This is a genomic window from Arthrobacter parietis, from assembly GCF_039530425.1.
Lineage (GTDB): Bacteria > Actinomycetota > Actinomycetes > Actinomycetales > Micrococcaceae > Arthrobacter_D > Arthrobacter_D parietis.
Genome location: NZ_BAAAON010000001.1, coordinates 23,440 through 45,646, shown reverse-complemented (window position 1 = coordinate 45,646; position 22,207 = coordinate 23,440). Strand labels below are relative to the sequence as shown.

Sequence of the window (22,207 nt, the reverse complement as noted above, 5' to 3'; positions counted from 1 at the left end):
GATGACCCCGTGCGCGGGTCAGGACATTTCGCCCAACTGTTCCTCCGCCCATGCCCGACCGCCGTTTCTGCAGGTTTCCGTGCCCGATCCGCTACAACTGGTAACACCTCTAGTTCGAAGCGGCTGACGCGGTGGATGGGTCCGGCGGATCAGGCGTTATTCACGGATTGCCACCGCGATCAGGGAGTCGGCATTGAGGGTCGGCTCGTCGCCCAGTTTTTCCATGAAGCGGCTGCGCACTCGCTCCCTGCCCGCTGTATCAGGAGGCAGCAGGAACCGGTAGCCCGTCCCCAGCACCAGGGTCCAGGCAAGGTCAGCGTCCAGGGGGATCTGCAGAGGAGCAGTGTGCACTTCGATTGACCCGAAGCCGACTGTCTCCAGGAAAGAGTACAGCTTCTCGACTGAGGATATTTCGGCCATTTGCCGAAGTGGTGGAGGAACCGGGGCATCGCGCAGGTCAGGCTGTTCTTCGAAGCAGGCCTCCCGCAGCAATGACACAAACGGTTCGTGGGCGCCGTCCTGCCAGGTGCTGATGGCAAGCTTGCCGCCACTGCGCAGTTGGGACGCAAGATGCCGGGCGCCGGCGGCCATGTCCGGGAGGAAGAAGAGCCCGTAGCAGCAGAGCACTGCATCATAGGTCTGTTCAGCGGCCCACACGGAGACATCAGCCTTCGTGAAGTTGACGGAGTCCAGCCCTAAAGCAGAAGCCTTCGCGGCCGCCAGCGCCAGAAGCCCTGAGGACAGATCCACCGCGTCAACTCGCGCGTCAGGGCCCACAACCTGGGCCGCGGGGATGGTGCTCGCTCCGCTTCCGCAGCAGGCATCCAACACGCTCTGGCCGATGTGCAGATCTGCGGCGGCAACCACTGCGTTGCCCATGGTGTTCCAAAGGGCCGGAGCGAAGCGCTCGAAGTGCTCGGCGCCGTCGTCGAACAGGTTAGCTACCGTGGTCACGAACGGCCCTCCATCATGGGTTGTGAAAGTTGGGCGCCCTTGAAGTCCTGCTGGCGCCAGGCCTCGTACACCACGATGGATGCCGAGCTGGCCAGATTGAGCGAACGTCGGGAGGGAAGCATGGGGAGCCGTACCCTCGCGGTGACCGCTTCATGGTTCTTCACTTCGGGAGGCAGGCCCACGGACTCCGGACCGAACAGGAGTACGTCGCCTGGACGGTACTGGATGTCCGAGTACGTGATGGTGCCCTCGGAGGTGTAGGCAAACAGCCGATCAGGCTCCAGAGCAGAGAGCGCGGCGTCCAGGTCAGGGTGCACGGTCAAAACGGCGAGGTCGTGGTAGTCCAGACCCGCCCGCCGCAACTTGGCGTCTTCCAAGTCGAAGCCCAGGGGTTCGATGAGGTGAAGTTCAGCGCCGGTGACCGCGGCCAGACGAATGGCATTCCCGGTATTGCCGGGGATTTCTGGAGTGTGGAAGAGGATGCGGAACACTGTGCAATCCTAGCGCCCGGCAGCGGCGAGCAAGCGTGCGAGCACCGGCACCTGGACTGTATTGGGTTGAGGGCCCTCGGACAGGAAGCGCCGAACCTCCCGAAGCAGTGTTCCGGCGTTGGCAACGTGGACGGAGACGAGAGCCGAACGATCCAGCGAGGGCGGATAGTCCACAATCGGTTCGAACGGGTTGTCCTGCTTGCCGTGCAGAGCCAGCCATCCCCGGACATTGCACTCCGGGAACAGATCCTGAACCTTGCGCACCGTGTCGGTGAGCCGCACATCACCGGCATGGCGGCCGCGATGCCGCAGGCGGTGTCCGTCCCACGAGTAATTCCCCGGCGGCGCCAACAGGGAATCAACGACGGCGATGCGGTAGCCCGCCAGCAGCGCATGGCCGACGTCGGCACCCCCTCCGAACGAAAGCCCGTTGACAAGCCGGACGCCGGGAAAACCGGGAAGGAGGCCGGCCTCCAGGAGGCGGGCCGTCGCCCGCTCACCGTCATAGCGGGCGGTGGTGCCCGGCCGAAGCCTGCCAAGGGCACCGGGCTGGCGGGCCGTACCGTGAACCTGTTGTTGCGCCAAGGCGAGCGGTAACGGGGGACGGTGCGTTCCGGCGTCGTAAGCGGGCTCGTAGCGCGCGGCTTGTGCATGTGCTTCGGAGGGTGCCTGTGCGGGCTGCCGCTTCGGCCTGGCCGCCGGCCGCGCTCCGGGCAACGGATCCTCGACGCCGAGGGTGCGGTCGTAGCGGCGGCGTCGCTCCGGATCGGAAAGCAGCTCGTAGGCCACGGCCACTTCGTGGAACAGCTCAGCGTTTCCCCCCTGGTCAGGATGAGCCGTCCGGGCCGCTTTGCGGTAGCCGTCCTTGATCTGTTTCGCAGTGGCACTTCTGCTCACCCCGAGCACGGCGTAGTACGTGCGGTCGGGGGCTGCCATAGTGGCCTTTCGTGGCGAAGAAGGATCAGGAACGGTGTTCGCAGGTTCCGCGCTTGACTGTAAACGGTGTCGTTCCCTCCGGCAAATGGCCGGATAGCATCAGGTGCATGGCGGGCAATAACGAGGTACACAGCGGGTTGGACTGGTACGCAACCGGAAGCGAGCGCGAAGATCACCGCGGTCAGCGCTTTACGGACTGCGATTTCACCGAAATGCGCAGCGAGGGCTCCGTCTTCAGCGGTTGCGTTTTCCGCAATGTGAGGTTCAACGTGTCGACCCATGTCAACAGCGCATTCGACAATTGCCGGTTCGAACACTGCAACTTTTTCGATGCCACCTTCGAAAGCTGCAAGTTCACGGGCAGCGTCTTCACTGGGTCTTCCCTCAAGCCGATTCGGGTGGTTGGAGGCAACTGGTCGTTCGTCTCGTTAGCGGGGGCCGACCTGCAGCGCAGCGTCTTCTCGGACGTGAACTTCACGGAGGCCGACTTCACCCGAACGGACCTCCGGGACGCTGAGTTCCGAGATTGCCGCCTCACCAGCATCTCCTGGGGCGGCGCCCGTCTGAAAGGCACTGACCTCCGCGGGAGCACCCTCGAGGGGATCGATGCGGAGAACTTCAATGTCCGCGGCGCCGTCGTCGACGTCTCCCAGGCGCTCGCCGTTGCAGAGGCACACGGCGCAGTCATCCGTTGAAGCTTGTTGTTGCGCTCAGTCCATTGGCCTTCCGGGAGCCGGCGTGAGATGTGCTCGCTAAAGTAGGTGCCGGTGTTGTCAAGGGTTTTCTGAAATCCAGGAGGATCGCGGTCGTGCGGGAAGGGGGAGCTTCGATGGCATGGAGGGATCGGCCGCTACTGAGGTATGCCGTTCTGTTCTTCCTTGCGCCGCTGCTCGCCGGATGCCGGATCGAGGTGCCCGTCAGGCCGGCCGAAAGCGCGTCGACCAGCCCGACGACGACGGCGCCTGCGCCCTCGGACGCCGTCTCCGGGAGTTCCTCGGAGTTGCCTCCGCTGCCGCGCGCCGACATCGTCGGTAACGACATGACGTTTGACCGTGGCGGCTACATTGAAGATGCTGACACGGTCGCCTTCTCGGACGGGTTGTCGAGAGTTCCGGGGTGGGTGCAGGAGAAATCATTGGTCAACGGCGAGTCTGTGTACATCAGCGACGCGGGGTGCACCGCGTCATTGCGATCCACACCGCCACAGGGCCCTCTGGTGGTCGCTGGTGATGACCAAGCCTCCACCGAAGCGCTGTTTCGGTTCCTGGACCCGAGCATCCTGCCGGAGTACCTCGTGACCACGAACTGGATATGGGGAGCGTCGCCCGCGGAATCGACGGCATCGATCGAGTTCCTGACCTATGAGCAGGGCGCAGCCGGCGACGATCCCGCGAGTATCGTATCGCTGCGCCTCTTCGGGGCAACGGGGACTGGGTTGGCCTTTACCGTTTCCTGTCCGTCCGACAAGCAACTGGCTGCAGCCGTCGAAGAAGTGCGCAGCGGCATCTCGGTGATTCCACCGCGTTAGCGATTGTCGGCGCGCATCCAGCGCCCGTACAGGGCAGAGTCGGACTCCAGCAATGACGCCAATGCCAACTGACGGAGCTCGGGGCTGCCAACGCCGGCGGCGATATGCGTCCCCTGGCCACCGGTCAGCAGCGGGCTGAGTGAGAGGCACAGTTCGTCAACCGCATCCTCAGCAAGGAAACCGCCGAAGATACTGGGCCCGCCTTCGCAGAGAATGCGGCCCAACCCTCGGTCGTTCAGCAGTGAAACGCACGTGCGCGCACTAACGCTCTCAGCACCCGCACTTACGACGTCGGCAACCTCCGACAGGGAACGCACGCGCTCCTTCTCCGCGGCCGCGGTCGTGACCAGGACGGGGCGGACCGGAGAGAGCCTGAACAGATCGCTGTCCGGCTCGATCCCCAGCGTTCCTGAAATGATCGCCAGAGCAGGATGGGCAGGCAGTCCCTGCTCAGTACGCCACCGGCTGTCCTCCTCGCTGACCAAAGGCCCTGCGTAACCCTCGGCGCGCACGGTCCCCGCCCCCACCAGGATCACATCGCTGACCCGCCGGAGGAGACCGAACAGGCGTCGGTCGCCGTCATTGCCCAGGGGTGCGGAAACGCCCTGATGCGTCGCTGAACCGTCGAGGCTGGTGATGAAGTTGAACCGCACCCAGGGGCGCTCAGCAGGGTAACCGTACAGCTTGAGCAGGTCGTCGTCGGATCGGTCGGCTGCGCTGTGCGGCAGAAGTTGATTGATCAAGGCTGGTTGACATCTCCCATGTTGTGCCGGAGATAGGCCGGCTGGCGCCAGCCCATCGCTGCTTCCACCACATTGATGGCGGAACGGGCCGCAGCTACGTTGTGCATCCTAAGGATTCGGGCTCCGCCAAGGGCGCACATGACGGCGGCGGCAATGGATCCTTCGACCCGTTCCGGCTTGGGCAGGTTCAGCGTCTCCCCGATGAAATCCTTGTTCGACACTGCAGCGAGGGTGGGGTATCCGAGCCCAGCGATTTCGGCGAACCGGCGCGTGATATCGAGTGAATGCAGCGTGTTCTTGTTCAGGTCGTGGCCGGGGTCCACCAGAATGCGGTCTTCGCTGATGCCAAGCATGACAGCGAGCTCTACCTGCCGAACCAGGAAATCCGCCACCTCCGTCACCACATCCGTGTAGGCAGGCCGCCCAAGTACGGTGCGCGGCTCGGCGAGGCTGTGGGTGATGATCACGTGCGCGCCAGTCTCGGCAACCACCGCGGCGAGGTCCCGGTTACGAAGGCCGGTGGTGTCGTTGACGACGTTCGCCCCCGCCTTGATGGCCTGCTCCGCCACTTCCGGGAGGAAGGTATCGGCAGAGATGACGACGTCGGACGCGTCTCGAACTGCCCGGATCACCGGAACAATCCTGTCGGCTTCCTCAGCAGCCGGGATAGCCGGACCGGGGGCAAAGGGTGCGCCGCCGATATCCACCCAGTCGGCGCCGTCGGACACTGCCTGCAGGGAAGCATCGACTGCCGCCTGGAGCGCGAAGGTGCGTCCGCCGTCGTAAAAGGAATCAGGAGTGCGGTTGATGATCGCCATGAGCGCGATCTGGCGGTCGAAGTCCAGGACGCGCTGCCCGAACGTGTGCCTGGCATGCAGCAGGTGGGGAACGAACTGCGGTGAGCCGGGATGTACGGGGGTCTGTTCCACAGCTCATTTCTATCAGTCGTTCCTGACAGTCCAGTGCCTAGCCGTTGTTTCGGCAGGACAAACCCTCTATGCGCGGTTATTCGGGGCGTGTCCTGCCAACTCAACGGCGCCCGTTCGGCTTTGATGGCGCCCGACGGTAGAATTGACGGGTGCCCGTGTACCTCGATCACGCGGCGACCACGCCCCTCTCGGCGCCCGCGCTCGCCGCACTCACTACCGAACTCAGCCGTAGCGGCAACCCTTCATCGCTGCACGGCTCCGGTCGGCGTGCCCGCAGGGTTGTCGAGGATGCCCGCGAGACGCTGGCCCGGGCAGCCGGAGCGCACCCGTCCGAGGTCATTTTCACTTCCGGCGGTACAGAGGCCGACAACCTTGCTGTCAAGGGACTTTTCTGGGCCCGTCGTGACGCAGAACCGCAGCGGACCCGGATCCTTTGCAGCGCCGTCGAGCACCCTGCTGTCCAGGACACCGTCGAATGGCTCGAACGGCACGAGGGCGCCCGGGTCACCTGGCTTCCGGTGACAGCGGAAGGAATCGTCCGGTTGGACGCGCTCCAGCAGGAGCTCGACGGCGGCGCGGAGGACATTGCGCTGGTCACTGTCATGTGGGCGAACAACGAGGTGGGTGCGCTGCAGCCAATCGCCAAAATTACAGCAGCCGCGGCAGCTCACGGCATTCCGGTCCACTCGGACGCGGTTCAGGCGTTCGGCTCGGTGCCGGTTTCCTTCGCCGAATCTGGGCTGGCCACCATGGCCGTCAGCGGGCACAAAATCGGCGGTCCGGTAGGTGTGGGAGCGTTGTTCGTCGGCCGGTCGGTGAAGCTCACTCCCGTCCAGCACGGCGGCGGACAGGAGCGGGACATCCGCTCCGGCACCCTGGATACCGCCGGGATCGCGGCGTTCGCAGCAGCAGCCGACGACGCCGTCACGCACCTTCCCGGGGAATCCGTACGGCTGGCGGAACTGCGTGACCGGCTGATTGCCGGCGTCGAACGGGTTGTGCCTGAGGCCATCCTCCGGGGGCCGGCACGTGAACGGTTGCCGGGCAACGCCCATTTCACCTTTCCAGGGTGCGAGGGTGACTCGCTGCTCTTCCTGCTGGACGTGGCCGGAGTGGAATCCTCCACCGGATCGGCGTGCACCGCCGGAGTCCCGCGGCCCTCACACGTGCTGCTGGCCATGGGATTGAGCGAAACCGAGGCCCGCGGTGCACAGCGTTTCAGCCTCGGGCATACATCAACGCCGGAAGACGTTGACGCCTTGGTGGCCGCGCTGCCGGAAGCGTACCAACGCGCACGCAAGGCAGGCATGTCAGGGCACGCATCATCAATTCAGACCGCAGGAACAGGCTTCAGTTAGGGAGAGCGCACAACAATGAAGGTACTCGCAGCGATGAGCGGCGGCGTCGATTCGGCCGTTGCGGCCGCCCGCGCGGTGGAGGCGGGACACGATGTGGTGGGCGTCCACCTTGCTCTCTCACGCATGCCCGGGACCCTGCGCACCGGCAGCCGCGGATGCTGCACCATCGAGGACAGCCGCGATGCCTGGCGTGCCTGCGACATCCTGGGCATCCCGTACTACGTGTGGGACTTTTCCGAGCGGTTCAAGGAAGACGTCGTGGACGACTTCATCGCCGAGTACGCCGCCGGGCGTACACCGAATCCCTGCATGCGGTGCAACGAGCGGATCAAGTTCGCGGCTCTGCTTGAGAAGGCGCTGGCCCTCGGCTTCGATGCGGTGTGCACCGGCCACTACGCGAAGGTCACCGAGAACGCCGACGGCAGCCGCGAACTGCACCGGGCCGCCGACTGGGCCAAGGACCAGTCGTATGTGCTGGGCGTGCTCACGCACGAACAGCTGAAGCATTCCATGTTCCCGCTCGCTGAAACGCCGTCAAAGGCTGAAGTCCGGGCAGAGGCTGAGCGTCGCGGTCTGTCCGTCGCCAACAAGCCGGACAGTCACGACATCTGCTTCATTCCCGACGGCGACACCCGCGGCTGGCTGGAGGAGCGGATTGAGCTCAGCGAAGGCAACATCGTGGACGTGGAGGGCGAAACCATCGGAACCCACCCCGGCGCCAACGCATTTACTGTCGGCCAGCGGAAGGGTCTCAAGCTCGGACGGCCGGCTCCCGATGGCAAGCCCCGGTTTGTTTTGGAGATCCGTCCGAAGGAAAACACAGTGGTGGTCGGGCCCGAGCGCATGCTCGCCGTCGACCAGCTGCGCGGTATCAAGGTGTCGTGGGCAGGGCTGCCGATCCCCGCCGTCGAAAGCGGTGAGGAATTCGACTGCATGGCCCAGGTACGTGCACACGGTGATCCCGTCGACGCGCGTGCGCAGGTGGAGTACGACGACGACGGCCGCCAGAGTCTCGTGGTTCGGCTCACTGAACCGATGCGCGGTGTCGCGCCCGGGCAGACGGTCGTCATCTATCAGGGAACCCGCGTGTTGGGGCAGGCGACGCTGGATTCGGCCCGTTCGCTCGAGCGCCCTGATCTTGCTGCGGCGCGCTGAGAACGGGCACTGCGCAGACATAATGCGCTGTGCGTCTGCGCGGTCTGCTTAACTGGAACCATGACTGAGAAGACCCGGCGCTTCGACCCTTCCGCGAGCTCACTCGCCGGCGAGGTGAATCCCGCCGTTATGGAGGAACTGCTCTCAGTTCGGGGCAGCATCGACAACATCGACGCCACACTTGTGTATTTGCTGGCTGAACGGTTCAAGGCAACGCAGCGTGTGGGTCACCTGAAGGCCGAGCACAAGCTCCCGCCGGCGGATCCGGCTCGCGAGGCAGCCCAGATCTCCCGGCTGCGCGCACTGGCGGAGGAAGCCCATCTCGATCCGGCGTTTGCGGAGAAGTTCCTGAACTTCATCATCTCCGAGGTTATCCGCCACCACCAGGATATTTCCCAGAACCACTCGCTCCGCGATGAATAATCCCGCAGGGGCGCCTGAAGCAGGGGCACGTGAAGCAGCGGCGCCTGAAACCAGCGCCGTGACATTCACGGCGCTCGGATCCTGGCCCGGCCAGGACCCGGTCGAAGCACAACGGATAATCCGGGGCGAGCTCGGCAGCCCCAATCTGCCGTTCCTTCCCTCCCTACCGGACCGCGGGGTCGGTAGTGACGAGATCGGCCGGACCGCAGCGCTGCTCGCCGACCTCCCCGTGGACCTCCAGCCGCATGGCTGGAGGCTGGTCGACCGCCCGGGAAAGGACCTGCGGCGGGCGGTATCCGCGCTGTCCACGGATCTTGACGTTCTTGCCGATCTGGTGGGGGCTGAGGAGCGTCCCGCGAGCTCGCTCAAAGTTCACTGTCACGGGCCTTTGTCACTTGCTGCAAACCTTCACCTCCATCATGGCGAACGTGCCCTGCTCGACCACGGAGCCCGGCGCGACATCCGGGATGCGCTCATTGACGGAGTCGCATCGCTTCTGCGGCGCGCTGCCATTGCGAGCCCGGGCGCCCAGCTCACACTGCAACTGGATGAACCGCAGATCGACGGAGTCCTCGTCGGCACCATACCGACCGCCAGCGGCTACCGTACGCTGCGCGCCGTTCCGGAGCACGAAGCAGTCGAAGCCTGGAACCTCCTGGCGGAAGGAGCACGCAAAGCCGGTGCTGCCGCCGTCGTGCTCTCCTTCAGGACGGGAGGGCAGGTTTCACTGCTTGAGCGCGTGCCCGGTGTAGGTATCGCCGTTCCCCTCGACGGACTGTCACACAGCGAATGGGAGGCGCTGGCGGAACTGATCGAAGCCGGCCGAACGCTGTGGGCGGGAGTCCGGGTTCCCCGCGGCAAACCTGCGCGGGTGCAGGACACTGCAGATGCCCTTCTGCGTCCCTGGCGCGGACTCGGGCTGGCCCTGGGATCACTGGCCTCGACCCGCCTGACGCCCGCGGGTGCATTGGCAGAAGAGGGACCGGCTCATGCCCGCAAGGTACTGGCGCACCTGAATCAGAGTGCTGACGCGCTGAACCAGGCGATCGCCGACGCCTGAGACGCTTTTTTCGCTGTGCTTCCGCCGTGCGCAGCGCGTTTACGTCCGCCGTTCCCAGCGAGCCGGCGCCACGTCAGGCGGCAGGCCGCCGTCGTATTCGGTGAGCTCATAGGTGAACCATCCCGCGTACACGAGAACCGGCCCTAGTTGCCGGTGCAGCACGTTGGTCTTGATGCGGAACCGGTGCTCGTCGTTATCCCACCACTGCTCCATGTACGCCTGGGCGCCGACGGCGTCGGGCAGCGGAAGCCTGAGCCCGGCGAACAGGCGGGTGGCTGAGGAAACCATCCGCATGCGGCCGCTGCCCGTGACCTCGCAGGTGAGGGCGGTGGCCATACGCCGATGGGCTCCGAGGTAATCGACCAGCCGGCCATCGGCCCACGAGGTGGTGTCCTCGAATACCCGAGACACCTTACTGAAGGAAAGATCTCGGCGGGCGGTCAGTGAAGGCCTACCGAACGGATCCCGGTGGGCCCAGTTCCGCACAGTGAAGTCCACGTTGTTCTCGTACTCCGGGAAGAACGAGTTCTCTTTTGCTGCCAGTGCGAAAAACGGTCGGACGAGTGGGGCAGGGCTTCCTGCCACGTCGAACGTACCGTGTCCGGTTCCGTACACTCTCGAGTCTTCATGGAGGCTGAAGTACTCCTGAAGCTCGGGTTGCAGTCGGCTGAACCCGGCGCCGAGGGCTTGCTGATAGATCGAGGACGTCATAGTCATCTCCTTTGTATGGGCCAGTCCGGCGTGATACTGGCCGTGGATCGAGCACGTGCGGGCAGGCCGGCGCGGGCGTTCCTTACCTGGCGGCGAGCGGCGTCGGAGCAGTCGAAGACTCCTCCCGCCGGATCGATGGTCACAGGCGTCCGGCCGCCTTCAGCCGGATATAGAGGTCCGCGAGTTTTGACGGGAGTTCGTGCGGGGATTCGTCCACAACTTCCGCCCCGAGCTGGCGGAGCCGTTCCTTGATGGCAGCGCGGTCCAGCAGCGCGCGTTCAGCGGCTGCGGCGCGGTATGTTTCCGCTGCAGTGCCGCGCTGGGAACGCAACTCGTCGAGATGCGGGTCCCGGACTGAGGCAATCACCACCACATGCTGGGAGGTCAGTGCGGGCAACATAGGAAGGAGGCCTTCCTCGACGGCGCCGGAATCGAGCGCTGTGAGGAGCACCACCAGGCTGCGGTGCGCCGAAATCGAACGAACCTGCGCAGGAATCTGCGAAAAATCGGCTTCGATCAGCTCAGACTCGAGCGGAGCCATCGCCGTGACCAGGGACTCGAGCAGATTCCCTTTCGCTCCGGACTGCACGCGGGCACGCGGGCGCCGGTCAAAGGCGATGAAATCGACGCGGTCGCCGCCGCGCTGTGCCAGCACTGCGAGGAGGAGGGATGCCTCGATCCCGGTGTCCAGGCGGGGCTCATCCTCGATCCGGGCCGCTGAGGTGCGTGAAGTGTCCAGCACAAGAACTACTCTTCGGTCCCGTTCCGGTCTCCAGGTCCGCACTACGGTGTCGCGCCGTCGTGCGGACGCTCGCCAATCGATTGATCGGACGTCATCTCCGCGGACGTAGTCCCGGAGAGAATCGAACTCGGTCCCTGCCCCACGTATTTGAACTGCGGCGCGGCCATCAAGTTCACGCAGGCGCCTCAGCTTCGACGGCAGGAGGCGCTTGGAATGGAAGGGCGGCAGCACCCGCAGGGTGCCCGGCGCCTGGATGGTGACCTGCCGGGCGGCGAGTCCAAGCGGACCTGCACTGCGAATGGTCACGTGGTGTACCGACAGGTCACCCCGGCGACGCGGAGCCAGCTGGACGGAAAGATTGCGACCTTCGCCCGCAGGAACACTCAGACGGTGGACCGGATTCCGGGCTCCAGCGGACGGTTGCCAGCCCTCCCGTATCCATCCCCGGAAAGTCCGCGTGGCATGGTTACGCACAGTGAGGGTACTGACTGTCTCCTCGCTCAGGCGGACGGTGCCCGGCAGCTTTCGCTGAACGCCGATAGCCCGCGGGGAAGCAGCGAAAGCGAGGTCCACAGCGCAGCCGAGGACTAGGAGCGCAACCCACAGCGCGATCGATACGGCGCCTGGATAGAGAAGCACGGGGATAACTCCGAGAAGCGCCAGGACAACGAGGCGAGCAGTGACGCTCATGCTGACCCCACATCTACCTCGGCACGGGCACGGTGCTGAGGATATTGGCCAGAACGCTGTCCACGCTGACCCCGTCCATCTGCGCTTCGGGGCGCAGCGCGACCCTGTGCCGCAGGGCGGGGAGCGCCAGCGCCTTGACGTCATCCGGTGTGACGAAGTCGCGGCCGGAAAGCCAGGCCCAGGCACGGGAAGTGTTCAACAGCGCAGTGGCGCCGCGTGGAGAGACACCGAGCTGGAACGACGGCGCGGAGCGCGTTGCGCGCACCACGTCGACGATGTAGCTCAGCACCTCAGGAGCAACACCAACCCGCTGTACAGCGTGCCTGGCGGCGGCGAGGTCCGCTTCTCCTGCAACTGCCCTCACGCCGGCGGCTGCCAGATCCCGTGGGTCAAACCCTGCACTGTGCCGCCGGATCACCTCAATTTCATCGTCCCGCTCGGGCAGTGGGAGGGTCAGCTTGAGAAGAAAGCGATCGAGCTGCGCTTCGGGCAGCGGATAGGTTCCCTCATACTCAACAGGGTTCTGCGTGGCGGCGACGATGAACGGTTCCGGCAGGGGGCGGGTTACGCCATCCACAGACACCTGCCGCTCCTCCATGGCCTCCAGCAGGGAAGCCTGTGTTTTGGGTGGCGTGCGGTTGATTTCATCGGCAAGGAGGATGTTGGTGAAGACAGGACCCTCGCGAAAAGTGAACTCGGCCGTTCTGGATTCGAAGATGAGCGAGCCCGTCACGTCGCCGGGCATGAGGTCGGGCGTGAACTGGACCCTCTTCGTGTCAAGGCTGAGCGCGGCTGAGACGCTGCGTACCAACAGCGTCTTGGCGACTCCGGGCACCCCTTCAAGGAGGACATGCCCCTTCGCGAGCAGTGCGATCAGCATCCCGGTTACCGCAGCATCCTGACCGACCACCGCCTTCGCAACCTCCTCACGCACAGCGACAAGCGCGTGGCGCGAAGGATCCGCCGTGGCCGTACCCTGCCCGCCAGTGGCAGTGCGGCGGGACGCTGAATCCTGCTCCTGGTGATCGACGGGCAGTGCCGGTTGGTGCGGGTATTGCTGATTCATGAACGACGAATCTCCTGTTCGAGTTTGTCCAGTTCCTGGCTCCACTGCACCAGTTGTGCATCGGAGTGCGGCAGCTGAGAGTTAAGCAGGGAGTCAAGTTCCGCGGGATCCCTGCCAGTTTTAGAGGCGGCGGCCGCCACAACGGTTGTCCGCGGGTAAGCGGGCGGTATGCGCAGTGCCGCCGCGAGTCGTGCCAACGTCGCGGCGCGCAACGTTTCGGCGGCGTGTTGCACCGCTCCTGCATCCTGATAGAGGCGTGCCCTGCCTGCGGCGGTTTCAGCCGACCGGACGACGACGGGAAGCGGCTCGGTGACGAGGGGGCCCAGACGGCGCCCCCTCCAGAAAATAGCGAGCAGGGCGGTGATCAGCAGCCAGAGCATCAGCGGGTTGACGAAGTCGGGCAGCAGGGCCAGCGGATCAGCCGGTCCGGCGGTGACCGCCAGGTCATCCTGCGTGGGTTGGTACCAGACGAGCGTCTTCGTGCTGCCGAGTACCCTCAGCGTGAGTGCGGCGTTGCCGTGTTCGTCAATGCGGCCGTTGCTGATGATCCCGCCGTTACCCAGGACGCCGATTTCTCCGTCGGCAGTGGTCACAAAAGTTCCGGCGGTGTTGCCGCCTCCTTCTCCGGGAAGCGGGAAACAGGTGACCGCGCCGCGGTAGGAAAAGCCTCCGGGGCTCACTGAGCCGGCTGCCGTCGCAGCCGCGTTGGAGCAGTTCGCCGGCAGCGGGTCTGTGATGTCAGCCGGAATAACTCCAGCGGACCGTACGCCGTCGGCCAGCTCGGTCAGAATGGTGAGGCCTGGCTCGATCAGCACGGTCCGGTCAGCGAGAGTGTCGCCGAGTGACTCCAATTGCTCCGAGGTGAGCCAGGATTGGGGATCGTGTAACAGCAGAGTGTCATCGGATCCCCGCAGTGCGTCAATGGCGTCTTCAAGCGACTCCGCACGGATGACCTCGACGCCGCCGCGCTCCAGTACTTCCGCGGCGGCCCGGGCCCCACCCGGTGCGGCGTTTTCGGGAGACAGCGGATTCTGCTCCCCGGACCCGGCAGCGATGGCTCCAATGACAACAGTGACCAGGAGGAGGGCGCCCAGGATCAACCAACCGCGAGCCTGTTTGAGCGTTCCGAAGAAGGTTGAACCCACGCTCTGCCCGTCGCCCACTATTTCGGCGCTGGTTCTCTCTTTGTTGGCCCCGCCCGGTGGATGTCTCGTCTCCGTTGTGGCGCTCATACCGGTGCCGTCCACTGCTTGGCGTTGGCCTCGCGGCGGGGCTGGGTCCGCTGCAGTTCCTGATCGAGGTCCACTGCCCTCTCGTAGTCCGTCCGGTCTGCGGGCCGGGCACCGTAGTGAACTTCGTTGAAGCGCAGAGCGAGCCAATCGAGCTCCTCTGCCTGCGTGGCGAAAAGGTCCTGCAGCAGTCGGGCAACCTCAACGGCCGTGCGCCCTGCCTGCTCATCGAGGATCACGCGTTCCTCCGCGGCCCGGGTGATGGCCCGGAAACGCTCAGTGAGAGCCTCATCCCAGTTCCCTGCCCGGGCGGCAGAATCTGCATAGTCCCGATGCGCCTGGGCAGCAAGCCGGGATTGTTCCTGGAAGACTGTTGCGTCAACGCGCTTCCGTGCGTTGAGGCGCGGTTTCACCAGCAGTACGGCCGCGATGATGACGACGACGGCGCCCACTGCCAGCAGGATGGTCCCCAGTCCGGCATCGACGCTCCTGATCTGGCTCAGGACTTCGCCGAGCCAGGTGAGGAAAGCCGTCCAGGCGCGTTCGAGGATCGATGGCTCGGCCTCCTGGTAGATGCCCTTCGCCAGTTCCTCCCGCAGCAGTTGTCGGGCCTCTTCGGCGTCCAGCTGTTCGGGCACGACGAAAGGGATCAGCGCTCCCGCTTGTTCGGCCGGCATGCAGCCTAGACCTCTGGCCGGTCGTGCGGGCTCTGCGACCCGGGGTGTCCGAACCCTTCCCGGGGTGACTGACCGGGAATGGGGGAGTACGTACCCTGCGCGCGCGCCTCATTCTCCCGCAGGAGGACGATATCGAATCCCTCGCGCCGGATTCGAAGGTCGACATAGAGCAGAGCGGTGACGCCGGCCTGGAATGCGAAGCCAATGGCCGTGAAAACCGCTGTCACGGCCTGAACGATCAGGAGCACGGGCAGTGATTCGAGCAACGCTGCTTCGGTTGAGGCGGGCGCCGACGTGAATGATCCAAAGCCGAAAGCCAGGAATGAGACGGGCGCCGCAACGACCTGCGTGATGATCGAGACGATGATCGATGTCAGTACCAGGATGCCGAAGGTCCGCCACCAGTTCCCGGTGGTGAGGGTCCATGACCGGCGAAGCGCCGCGATGGGCCCGACGCCCTCGAGCATAAGCGCCGCGGGGGCCATGATCCACTTGATATTGAGCCAGACGGCAACGGCAACGGCGGCCAGTACACCGACCACGACAATTGCTATTGCCGCGTCCTCAAGGGCCAGTGACAGGCCGACAAGAATCACCACGAGTACGCCAACGGAGACGGTCCAGAGAAGGAAGAGCATTGCCCCGAGCCCTATGAGCGGGAGGATTCTGCGCCCGGCGAGCTTCCACAGCTCGGCGAATCCAGTGCGCTCATCGAGGACGGCGCGGGCGATCGGAATGATCAGCACGCCCTGGAGAATGAGAACGCCCACCGAAGTCAGCAGAATGAGGACGGAACCGACGGAGAGAGCTGACGCTACAAGCCCGGTGACCTCCGCCGACGAGGCGGAGATGGGGTCGAAGGTAGCGAGGGACCCGGTGAGTCCGATCGTGAGCAGAACAGTAAGGACAGCGACGATTACCTGAAACAGGATGGCCGTTCCGAAGGTGGAGAGCGGGTTGCGGCGGCAAGCCTGGAAGGCGCCGTCCAGGATCTCGCCCAAACCGAGCGGACGAAGCGGAATGATTCCGGGTTTCGGCGGAACCTGATACCCATGGAACTGGCCGGGCGGGGGAACGGGCCATCCGGGGTTCCCGTGTGGCGCTGCCTGCTCCGAGGGCCAAGCCTGGTTCTGCCCCCACGTCGGTTGCTGGTTCTGACCCCACGGTGCTGGTCCGGAAGGGGACTGCCATGGGCGGTCCTCAGGTTGGTCTTCCGGAACGTTTCCGCTCATCCCTATCCCCTTACACCGGTCTGTTGGTCACTGCGCCCGTACAGGAGCCGTTTACACGCGACCTCTTATGCGCAGCCTCTGATTGCCCCTACACCGAGAACTATAGTTACCGGAACTGACGTTTCCGGCGTCGAACCGATGCGGTGCAGGCGGCCGGGTTCCATTGTTCTGCATCGGACCGGCTTTCCCTCGTACTTTTCGCGAATTTGCCCGCAAATCGTCCTCTAGGATGACAAAGGCGGGCAAGCCGCGGGTGCGGGATGCGCGCCAATGCGACATTGGTGGGGGCAATGGGACAATATGGGATTATGAAGGCACGCATTTTGGTCATAGACGACGACGAAGCACTGGCTGAGATGATCGGCATTGTTCTGCGGAACGATGGCTTCGATCCGGTGTTTTGCGCCGATGGTGCGCAGGCGGTTGATGTCTTCAGGAGTACCAAACCTGATCTCGTCCTTCTGGACCTCATGCTTCCGGGGATCGACGGGATCGAAGTTTGTAGGCAGATCCGCAACGAATCAGACCTTCCCATTGTCATGCTCACCGCCAAATCGGACACGTCCGACGTCGTTCGCGGACTGGAGTCCGGCGCGGACGATTACGTACCGAAGCCCTTCAAACCGGCCGAGCTGGTTGCACGGGTCCGCGCCCGCCTGCGGCCCGGAGATCAGAAAGCACCCGAAACACTGCGCATCGGCGAGGTCAGTATCGATGTCGCGGGACACTCGGTCACCAGGGCGGGGGAGCCGATCTCCCTGACGCCGCTTGAATTCGATCTACTCGTTGCACTGGCGCGCAAACCCTGGCAGGTCTTCACGCGGGAGCTCCTGCTGGAGCAAGTGTGGGGATACCGGCACGCAGCGGACACCCGGCTCGTTAATGTCCATGTACAGCGGCTTCGATCCAAGATCGAAAGGGATCCTGAGGCCCCGGAAATCGTACTGACCGTTCGCGGCGTCGGATATAAGGCGGGACAAGCGTAATTTGGAATGGCGTGTAGCCCAATCCCTCAGCTCGGCGTCAAGTGGTGCCGCGCGGGGATGGGGATGGATTCAGTCCATCATGGCGCAAACCGCAAGGCGCTGGCGGCAGTCACTGCTGTTCAGGACCGTGACCTCCACCCTGGTGCTCACCGCCGTCGCGCTGGTGGCCGTTGGAGCGTTCCTCTCCAGCCAGATTGCGAACGGCCTCTACCAGGAGAGGTTGGAGCAGTTCAAGGCTGAGGCAAGCGCCGGCCTGAGCGAGGTCAAGCAGATTTTCGCACAGACCTCGGTCACTGATCGTGAGTCGACCGCGCAGCTCGTCCGCGACACGCTCCCCAGTCTGGAGGGCGGTGGCGCTGACGCTCCCCGGCAGTATTCGCTCAAGAGCGTTCCCGACCAGGAAGGCCCTATCTTCGTTTCGCCGTTTGCAAGTTCAAACCTGGTGGAGTCCTCCGCTATCCCTGAAGAGCTCGCGGAAGCCGTCCAGAACGGGGATGCCCAGTACTGGTCGCCGATCACCCTTGCGACGTCCGCCTCGGGCGCCGAGTTCGACGTGCCGGGTATCGCTTTCGGAACCAAAGTCACTCTTCCTCCGGATCAGACAGAATATTCGCTGTATCTGATTTACGACCTCTCATCCATGCAGGCCACCCTTGATTACATCCACGGGGTCACGTGGATCGGCGGAACCCTCTTGCTGGTAACCATCGGCGCAATCGTCTGGCTCGTCACGAGAAGCGTGGTCGGGCCGGTCAGCCACGCTGCGCTGGTATCCGAGAAGCTGGCAGCGGGTCAGCTGCAGGAACGCATGGAGACCCAGGGTGAGGATGAGGTAGCCCGGCTTGGTGCCTCCTTCAATCACATGGCAGCCAGCCTGCAGGACCAGATCACCCAGCTGGCTCAGCTCTCCCAGATGCAGCAGCGGTTCGTGTCAGATGTATCGCATGAGCTACGGACTCCTCTGACCACGGTTCGCATGGCCGCCGAGGTCCTCCACGAGGCGCGGGAGGACTTCGATCCGGTCAACCGGCGCTCGGCCGAGATTCTGTACAACCAGGTGGAGCGGTTCCAGTCGCTGCTCGCCGATCTCCTGGAAGTTTCACGCTTCGATGCGGGGGTGGCTGTGCTGGACGCTGAGGCCACTGATATCTTCCAGCTCGTCCACCACGTCATTGACGGAGCACGCCCGCTCGCCGAGAGCCATAAGTCCGAGATCACTGTGATCTCGAACGAGACAAAGTGCGTCGTAGACGCTGACCCTCGACGCATCGACCGCATCTTGCGCAACCTCGTTGTCAACGCCCTCGAGCATGGCGAAGGGAAGCCCATCAATATCTACATAGCATCGAACCCGGATGCCGTGGCAGTGGCAGTAAGGGACCACGGAATCGGCATGACTCCGCTCGACGCTGCGCGGGTGTTCGACCGCTTCTGGCGTGCGGACCCCGCACGGGCCCGCACTACGGGCGGAAGCGGTCTGGGGCTTTCGATTGCAACCGAGGATGCGCGGTTGCACGGCGCCTGGCTTCAGGCCTGGGGATCTCCGGGGGAGGGCTCCTGCTTCCGTCTTACCCTGCCCAAGCGGCGGGACTCCGTGCTCAAGGTTTCACCATTGCCCTTACCCCCGCGGCAGGCTGCGCTCCCACCAGGTCCGGCGGTATCTCCCACGACACCGGACGCCGTTCCTACCCTTCATGGTGCGGACGGCGAGCGATGAACGCGTGGCCCCGCTTGCAGCGGGTCAGCATACTGATCCTGCTCATCGCGCTGCTGAGTGCGTGTTCGTCCATCCCCAAAGCAGGACCGGTTGGCACAATCGAGGCCACGGCCGAGACTGAGTTGGATTCCCGATTCGTTAACGATCCGCCGCCGCCCAGAGAGGGTGCAAGCGCGGCTCAGATCCTCGACGGTTTTCTTTTTGCCGGAATCGGCGTCTCCGACAACTACAGTGTGGCGCGGTCCTTTCTCACTCCGGCCCTGGCAGAGACATGGGAGCCCGAAGAGGAAATCACCATCTACCGCTCGGACTTCAAGATCAGTTCGACGCCGACCGAAGGTGAGCTGCAGCTTCAGCTCGAGGTAGCGGCCTATATCGACGCATCGGGTATTCGTCGCAATGTGGCAGCGGGCACCACGGAATCGATCACTGTCCGGTTGGAACAGGTTCAGGGTCAGTGGCGCGTCGCGGAGATACCGAGCGGGATCATGATTTCCGCCACGGACGCCGAGGGCTTCCTGCAACCGCATGAGCTGTACTTCTACAGCAGTAGTTACCAGTACTGGGTTCCCGATGTCCGGTGGTTCGTGAACCGCCAGGGTATTGCCACCAATATCGTGCAGTCGCTCATCGACGGACCAGCGCCGTATCTGCAGGGCGCAGTGACCAGCGCATTCCCCGAAAACGCAGCACTGGCCGTGGAATCGGTGCCGATTGAATCCGGCACCGCGACCATCGATTTCACCCAGGACATCCTGACGGCTGCCGACAATTTGCGGCGTCAACAGATGGAACAGCAGTTGAGGGTCACCCTTACCGGCCTTAATACAGTCAATTCGGTGGAACTGAGGGCAGGGCAACCCATTGACATCGATATTGATCCGGACCTGGTTCTTCCCAAGCAGGACCCGGCTGTGCCGAGCCAACAGGTAGTGATCAGCGACAACGAGCTTGCCTTCTTCCAGGGCGGTCAGCTCACGACGGAGGACGGCGTCCCCTCCGTCTCGGAGTTCGACCCGGTCGACCCCGCCATGTCCTATGACACGAGGAATTTCGCCTTCCTCAACGGTGACCGGACGGAACTCATGGCGACCGGTCTTCGACAGAATGTCCGGACGGTCGTTACCGGGTCAAATCTCACCCACCCCAGTTATGATCCTGCCAACTGGATCTGGACGGCAGGCACCGCGGGAGGGCGGTCCTATGTCCGTGCTGTTCCGCCGGGCGGAAGCGCCGGCAACGCCATCGAGGTTCTCACCGCTTGGCTGGGTAACCGCACGATCAGCGAGATCCGTATCTCGCGCGACGGCGCGAGGGCGCTCATTGTGGCGCAGCAATCGGGTAAGAGTCAATTGCTGCTGTCCGGTGTGAGCAGGAGCGAGGACGGAGTGCCCCAGGCGTTGAGCGATCCCATCTCGCTGAACCCCACCGGAGCCATAGACACAGCGAAATGGGTAACGGAAACATCCGTCGTCGTCGCTGATACCGCCAGCGAGGGGGCGGTTACCGCCACATTGATTCCTTTTGCAGCCAACATCGATGAATACTCTCCGCTCGAAGGGCTCGAACACCTGAGCGCTGGCACAGGAAGCACCAATGTGTTCGCTCAAAGCGGCACCAGTATCTTCGGCGTCGTCGGTAATGCCTGGACAGACCAGGGTGTCGTAGCCCGGGACCCGTCGTTCGCAGGCTGATCGCCCTGTTTAACCGCGTTATCCACAGTGCCGTCCAGAAGCGTAGCCTGGTTGCTTGGTCCATGGCACGGTGTAGCAATGTGGCAAGAAGATATTGCGCGCAGCCTTGACCGGGTAAGGCTGCATCCCGGTTGGAACAGAGCTGTGGGTGCGTTGCGGGAGTTCTGGTCCCTGATCTTTCCGACGGAGTGCGTGGTCTGCGAGCGCCCTGACAGCTCCCTCTGTCCCGATTGCGCGGCAGTTCTAAGATGCGCAACCGTGCGGCCTTTTCGGGCTGACCAGGGCGCGGAGGGCCTGCCCGAATCCGAAGGCGCGCAGACGGCGGTTGCGGCGGGCGGAGCTGACGGGTTCTCACCGCTTCCGGTCATTGCGGCCGGGCAGTACGCGAAGGCGGTGTCCGCAGCCCTGCTCGCTTTCAAGAATCACGGTCACACGGACATTGCCCGGTGGTTGCAGGCCGCCCTCGCCGGAGCGCTGCATGACGCCAGATGGACGCTTTGCCCTGATTCGCCGGAGGTGCTGCTGGTCCCGGTTCCTGCCCGCGCAGCGTCGATCCGGCGTCGCGGTTACGATCCGCTGACCCTGCTGCTTGGTGGACTCTCCAGGCGCCGCGAGTTGCCGGCAGGAACCACCATCGCTCCCGCGGTACGCATCAGTATTCGACCGGCACTACTGTGGACGCGGATCTCAGGCGGCCTGTCACAGAAGGCCCTCGGCAAACGGGGCCGGCGACAAAACCTCCTCGGCAGTATGGAAGCTGCGCCCGCAACGCGGAACGTCGGAATCGCCCGGCCCTGCATCGTTGTGGACGATGTTCTGACAACAGGAGCCACCATCGCCGAAACCGTGCGCGTGCTGCGCGCCTCCGGCGCGGTGGTGGCAGGCGCCGTCGTTATCGCGGCCACGCCGGCCCCGAGCGGGAAGGATGCAACGACGACGGCGGTCCTCCCAGCGGTCTCGAAGGTACCTCCCAGCGAACCCGCCGAAAAAAACCGGTGGGTAGGGGTGAATTCAAACAACGGGTGAACTACCGTGAAGTATGGGTATCACAACGAAGACAGTTACCCATCGACAGCGGCTGGAAGGAGCGGATCCTCGGCCGCTGTTGTGTCACCTGAGCGATTTTGGAGGGCACTATGGAATTCATGATCAACGGACGAAACCTCGCTGTTTCTGACCGGTTCCGGGAATATGCGGAAGAGAAGATCGACAAAATCGAACAACTGGGGGACAAGGTCCAGAGGCTGGACGCGAAGGTAACGAAGGAGCCGAACGCGCGCCAGGCAGACAGCGCACTCACCGTGGAGCTCACCGTGATGCAAAAGGGTCCTGTGATCAGGGCCGAGGCGTCGGCTGCGGACAAGTTCGCAGCCTTCGATCTGGCGTACAGCAAGCTGCTGGAGAGACTGCGCAGGGCCAGGGACCGGCGCAAGGTGCACCATGGAAGGCACACACCCGTCGCAGTCCGGGAAGCGACTGCCACCCTTGAACCCGCCAGCACGGAACAACCGATCTACGCGGCTTCTTCCAACCACACGGGCAGCGATCCAGCTCAAGCAGCTGATCAGACCGGGTACGAGGTTGAAAGCGACATCCCCGCTGGCGATTCGCCGGTACTGATTCGCCGCAAGGTCTTCTCGGGAGTTCCGATGAGCCTTGATGATGCCGTCGACAATATGGAACTTGTCGGGCACGCTTTCTATCTTTTCGTTGACTCACAGACAGGGGCGCCTTCGGTCGTCTATCGTCGTCAGGGGTGGACCTACGGAGTGATCACTCTCGATTCGAAATGCGCGGACGGGCCGGAAGACCCGCATGAGGAACTTGTCGCTTACCGTTCACGTGAGTCGGCAACCGCTTAGCGTCTGAGCGGGAATCTATGATCG

22 protein-coding genes are annotated in these 22,207 nt (G+C 64.0%); 11 read left to right on the top strand and 11 right to left on the bottom strand.

Going from position 1 to position 22,207, the window contains the following annotated elements; all coding sequences use genetic code 11:
• Nucleotides 1-156 precede the first annotated feature (156 nt).
• Genes ABFX19_RS00185 through ABFX19_RS00175 form a run of 3 tightly spaced genes read right to left on the bottom strand, consistent with a single transcriptional unit; the run spans nucleotide 157 to nucleotide 2,381 of the window.
• Nucleotides 157-954, bottom strand: a complete 798-nt coding sequence (locus tag ABFX19_RS00185; protein WP_277357594.1) for a class I SAM-dependent methyltransferase — start codon at nucleotides 952-954, stop codon at nucleotides 157-159.
• A complete protein-coding gene (locus ABFX19_RS00180; protein ID WP_277357593.1) occupies nucleotides 951-1,445 on the bottom strand; it encodes a tRNA (cytidine(34)-2'-O)-methyltransferase in 495 nt (164 codons plus the stop codon). Before ABFX19_RS00180 ends, ABFX19_RS00185 begins: the two co-directional genes overlap by 4 nt.
• Before the next feature lie 9 nt (nucleotides 1,446-1,454).
• Nucleotides 1,455-2,381, bottom strand: coding sequence for a J domain-containing protein (locus ABFX19_RS00175; protein WP_346027089.1), 927 nt, complete (start codon nucleotides 2,379-2,381; stop codon nucleotides 1,455-1,457).
• Between the two features lie 107 nt (nucleotides 2,382-2,488).
• Between ABFX19_RS00175 and ABFX19_RS00170 the strand changes: the two genes are divergently transcribed.
• Complete coding sequence (locus ABFX19_RS00170) at nucleotides 2,489-3,076, top strand: pentapeptide repeat-containing protein (protein ID WP_346027088.1); 588 nt, start codon at nucleotides 2,489-2,491, stop codon at nucleotides 3,074-3,076.
• A 134-nt stretch (nucleotides 3,077-3,210) separates the two neighbouring features.
• Nucleotides 3,211-3,909, top strand: coding sequence for a hypothetical protein (locus ABFX19_RS00165; RefSeq protein WP_346027087.1), 699 nt, complete (start codon nucleotides 3,211-3,213; stop codon nucleotides 3,907-3,909).
• On the opposite strand, the gene ABFX19_RS00160 is transcribed toward ABFX19_RS00165, so the two are convergent.
• Both ABFX19_RS00160 and folP read right to left on the bottom strand, forming a co-directional pair.
• Complete coding sequence (locus tag ABFX19_RS00160) at nucleotides 3,906-4,652, bottom strand: pyrimidine reductase family protein (RefSeq protein ID WP_346027086.1); 747 nt, start codon at nucleotides 4,650-4,652, stop codon at nucleotides 3,906-3,908. The genes ABFX19_RS00165 and ABFX19_RS00160 overlap by 4 nt on opposite strands.
• Complete coding sequence (folP, locus tag ABFX19_RS00155) at nucleotides 4,649-5,581, bottom strand: dihydropteroate synthase (protein ID WP_346027085.1); 933 nt, start codon at nucleotides 5,579-5,581, stop codon at nucleotides 4,649-4,651. Before folP ends, ABFX19_RS00160 begins: the two co-directional genes overlap by 4 nt.
• 149 nt (nucleotides 5,582-5,730) lie before the next feature.
• Here folP and ABFX19_RS00150 point away from each other — a divergent pair, with 149 nt between their 5' ends.
• The 4 genes from ABFX19_RS00150 to ABFX19_RS00135 are packed head-to-tail and all read left to right on the top strand — an operon-like array spanning nucleotide 5,731 to nucleotide 9,577.
• Nucleotides 5,731-6,939 carry a cysteine desulfurase family protein gene (locus tag ABFX19_RS00150; protein WP_277358333.1) on the top strand — a complete coding sequence of 403 codons (1,209 nt, stop codon included), beginning with the start codon at nucleotides 5,731-5,733 and terminating at the stop codon, nucleotides 6,937-6,939.
• Nucleotides 6,940-6,954: 15 nt separating this feature from the next.
• A complete protein-coding gene (gene mnmA, locus ABFX19_RS00145; protein WP_277358334.1) occupies nucleotides 6,955-8,094 on the top strand; it encodes a tRNA 2-thiouridine(34) synthase MnmA in 1,140 nt (379 codons plus the stop codon).
• A gap of 60 nt (nucleotides 8,095-8,154) precedes the next feature.
• Nucleotides 8,155-8,517, top strand: coding sequence for a chorismate mutase (locus ABFX19_RS00140; RefSeq protein WP_056549711.1), 363 nt, complete (start codon nucleotides 8,155-8,157; stop codon nucleotides 8,515-8,517).
• Nucleotides 8,510-9,577, top strand: a complete 1,068-nt coding sequence (locus ABFX19_RS00135; protein ID WP_277358336.1) for a uroporphyrinogen decarboxylase/cobalamine-independent methonine synthase family protein — start codon at nucleotides 8,510-8,512, stop codon at nucleotides 9,575-9,577. Before ABFX19_RS00140 ends, ABFX19_RS00135 begins: the two co-directional genes overlap by 8 nt.
• Nucleotides 9,578-9,616: 39 nt before the next feature.
• Here the strand turns inward: ABFX19_RS00135 and ABFX19_RS00130 are convergent, their stop codons facing one another.
• The 6 genes from ABFX19_RS00130 to ABFX19_RS00105 all read right to left on the bottom strand — a co-directional run bounded on the left by ABFX19_RS00130 (nucleotide 9,617) and on the right by ABFX19_RS00105 (nucleotide 15,924).
• Nucleotides 9,617-10,288, bottom strand: a complete 672-nt coding sequence (locus ABFX19_RS00130) for a DUF4166 domain-containing protein (protein ID WP_346027084.1) — start codon at nucleotides 10,286-10,288, stop codon at nucleotides 9,617-9,619.
• Between the two features lie 139 nt (nucleotides 10,289-10,427).
• Nucleotides 10,428-11,720, bottom strand: coding sequence for a DUF58 domain-containing protein (locus ABFX19_RS00125; RefSeq protein WP_346027083.1), 1,293 nt, complete (start codon nucleotides 11,718-11,720; stop codon nucleotides 10,428-10,430).
• Between the two features lie 13 nt (nucleotides 11,721-11,733).
• Complete coding sequence (locus ABFX19_RS00120; protein ID WP_277358339.1) at nucleotides 11,734-12,786, bottom strand: AAA family ATPase; 1,053 nt, start codon at nucleotides 12,784-12,786, stop codon at nucleotides 11,734-11,736.
• On the bottom strand, nucleotides 12,783-14,018 hold the full coding sequence (locus tag ABFX19_RS00115; protein WP_346027082.1) for a DUF4350 domain-containing protein: 1,236 nt from the start codon (nucleotides 14,016-14,018) through the stop codon (nucleotides 12,783-12,785). Before ABFX19_RS00115 ends, ABFX19_RS00120 begins: the two co-directional genes overlap by 4 nt.
• Nucleotides 14,015-14,692, bottom strand: a complete 678-nt coding sequence (locus ABFX19_RS00110; protein ID WP_346027081.1) for a DUF4129 domain-containing protein — start codon at nucleotides 14,690-14,692, stop codon at nucleotides 14,015-14,017. The genes ABFX19_RS00115 and ABFX19_RS00110 overlap by 4 nt, the downstream gene beginning before the upstream one ends.
• Nucleotides 14,693-14,697: 5 nt before the next feature.
• Nucleotides 14,698-15,924: a DUF7847 domain-containing protein gene (locus tag ABFX19_RS00105; RefSeq protein WP_346027080.1), complete on the bottom strand. Its 1,227-nt coding sequence runs from the start codon at nucleotides 15,922-15,924 to the stop codon at nucleotides 14,698-14,700.
• 308 nt (nucleotides 15,925-16,232) lie between these two features.
• Between ABFX19_RS00105 and mtrA the strand changes: the two genes are divergently transcribed.
• From mtrA to hpf, 5 genes are all read left to right on the top strand, one after another.
• Entirely contained in the window at nucleotides 16,233-16,910 is a 678-nt protein-coding gene (gene mtrA / locus ABFX19_RS00100; protein ID WP_056549723.1) for an MtrAB system response regulator MtrA, read from the top strand.
• 79 nt (nucleotides 16,911-16,989) lie between these two features.
• Complete coding sequence (mtrB, locus tag ABFX19_RS00095; protein ID WP_346027079.1) at nucleotides 16,990-18,627, top strand: MtrAB system histidine kinase MtrB; 1,638 nt, start codon at nucleotides 16,990-16,992, stop codon at nucleotides 18,625-18,627.
• On the top strand, nucleotides 18,624-20,321 hold the full coding sequence (locus ABFX19_RS00090) for an LpqB family beta-propeller domain-containing protein (RefSeq protein WP_346027078.1): 1,698 nt from the start codon (nucleotides 18,624-18,626) through the stop codon (nucleotides 20,319-20,321). The genes mtrB and ABFX19_RS00090 overlap by 4 nt, the downstream gene beginning before the upstream one ends.
• Before the next feature lie 258 nt (nucleotides 20,322-20,579).
• Entirely contained in the window at nucleotides 20,580-21,347 is a 768-nt protein-coding gene (locus ABFX19_RS00085; RefSeq protein ID WP_346027077.1) for a ComF family protein, read from the top strand.
• Between the two features lie 110 nt (nucleotides 21,348-21,457).
• Entirely contained in the window at nucleotides 21,458-22,183 is a 726-nt protein-coding gene (gene hpf / locus ABFX19_RS00080) for a ribosome hibernation-promoting factor, HPF/YfiA family (RefSeq protein WP_277358346.1), read from the top strand.
• Nucleotides 22,184-22,207 lie beyond the last annotated feature (24 nt).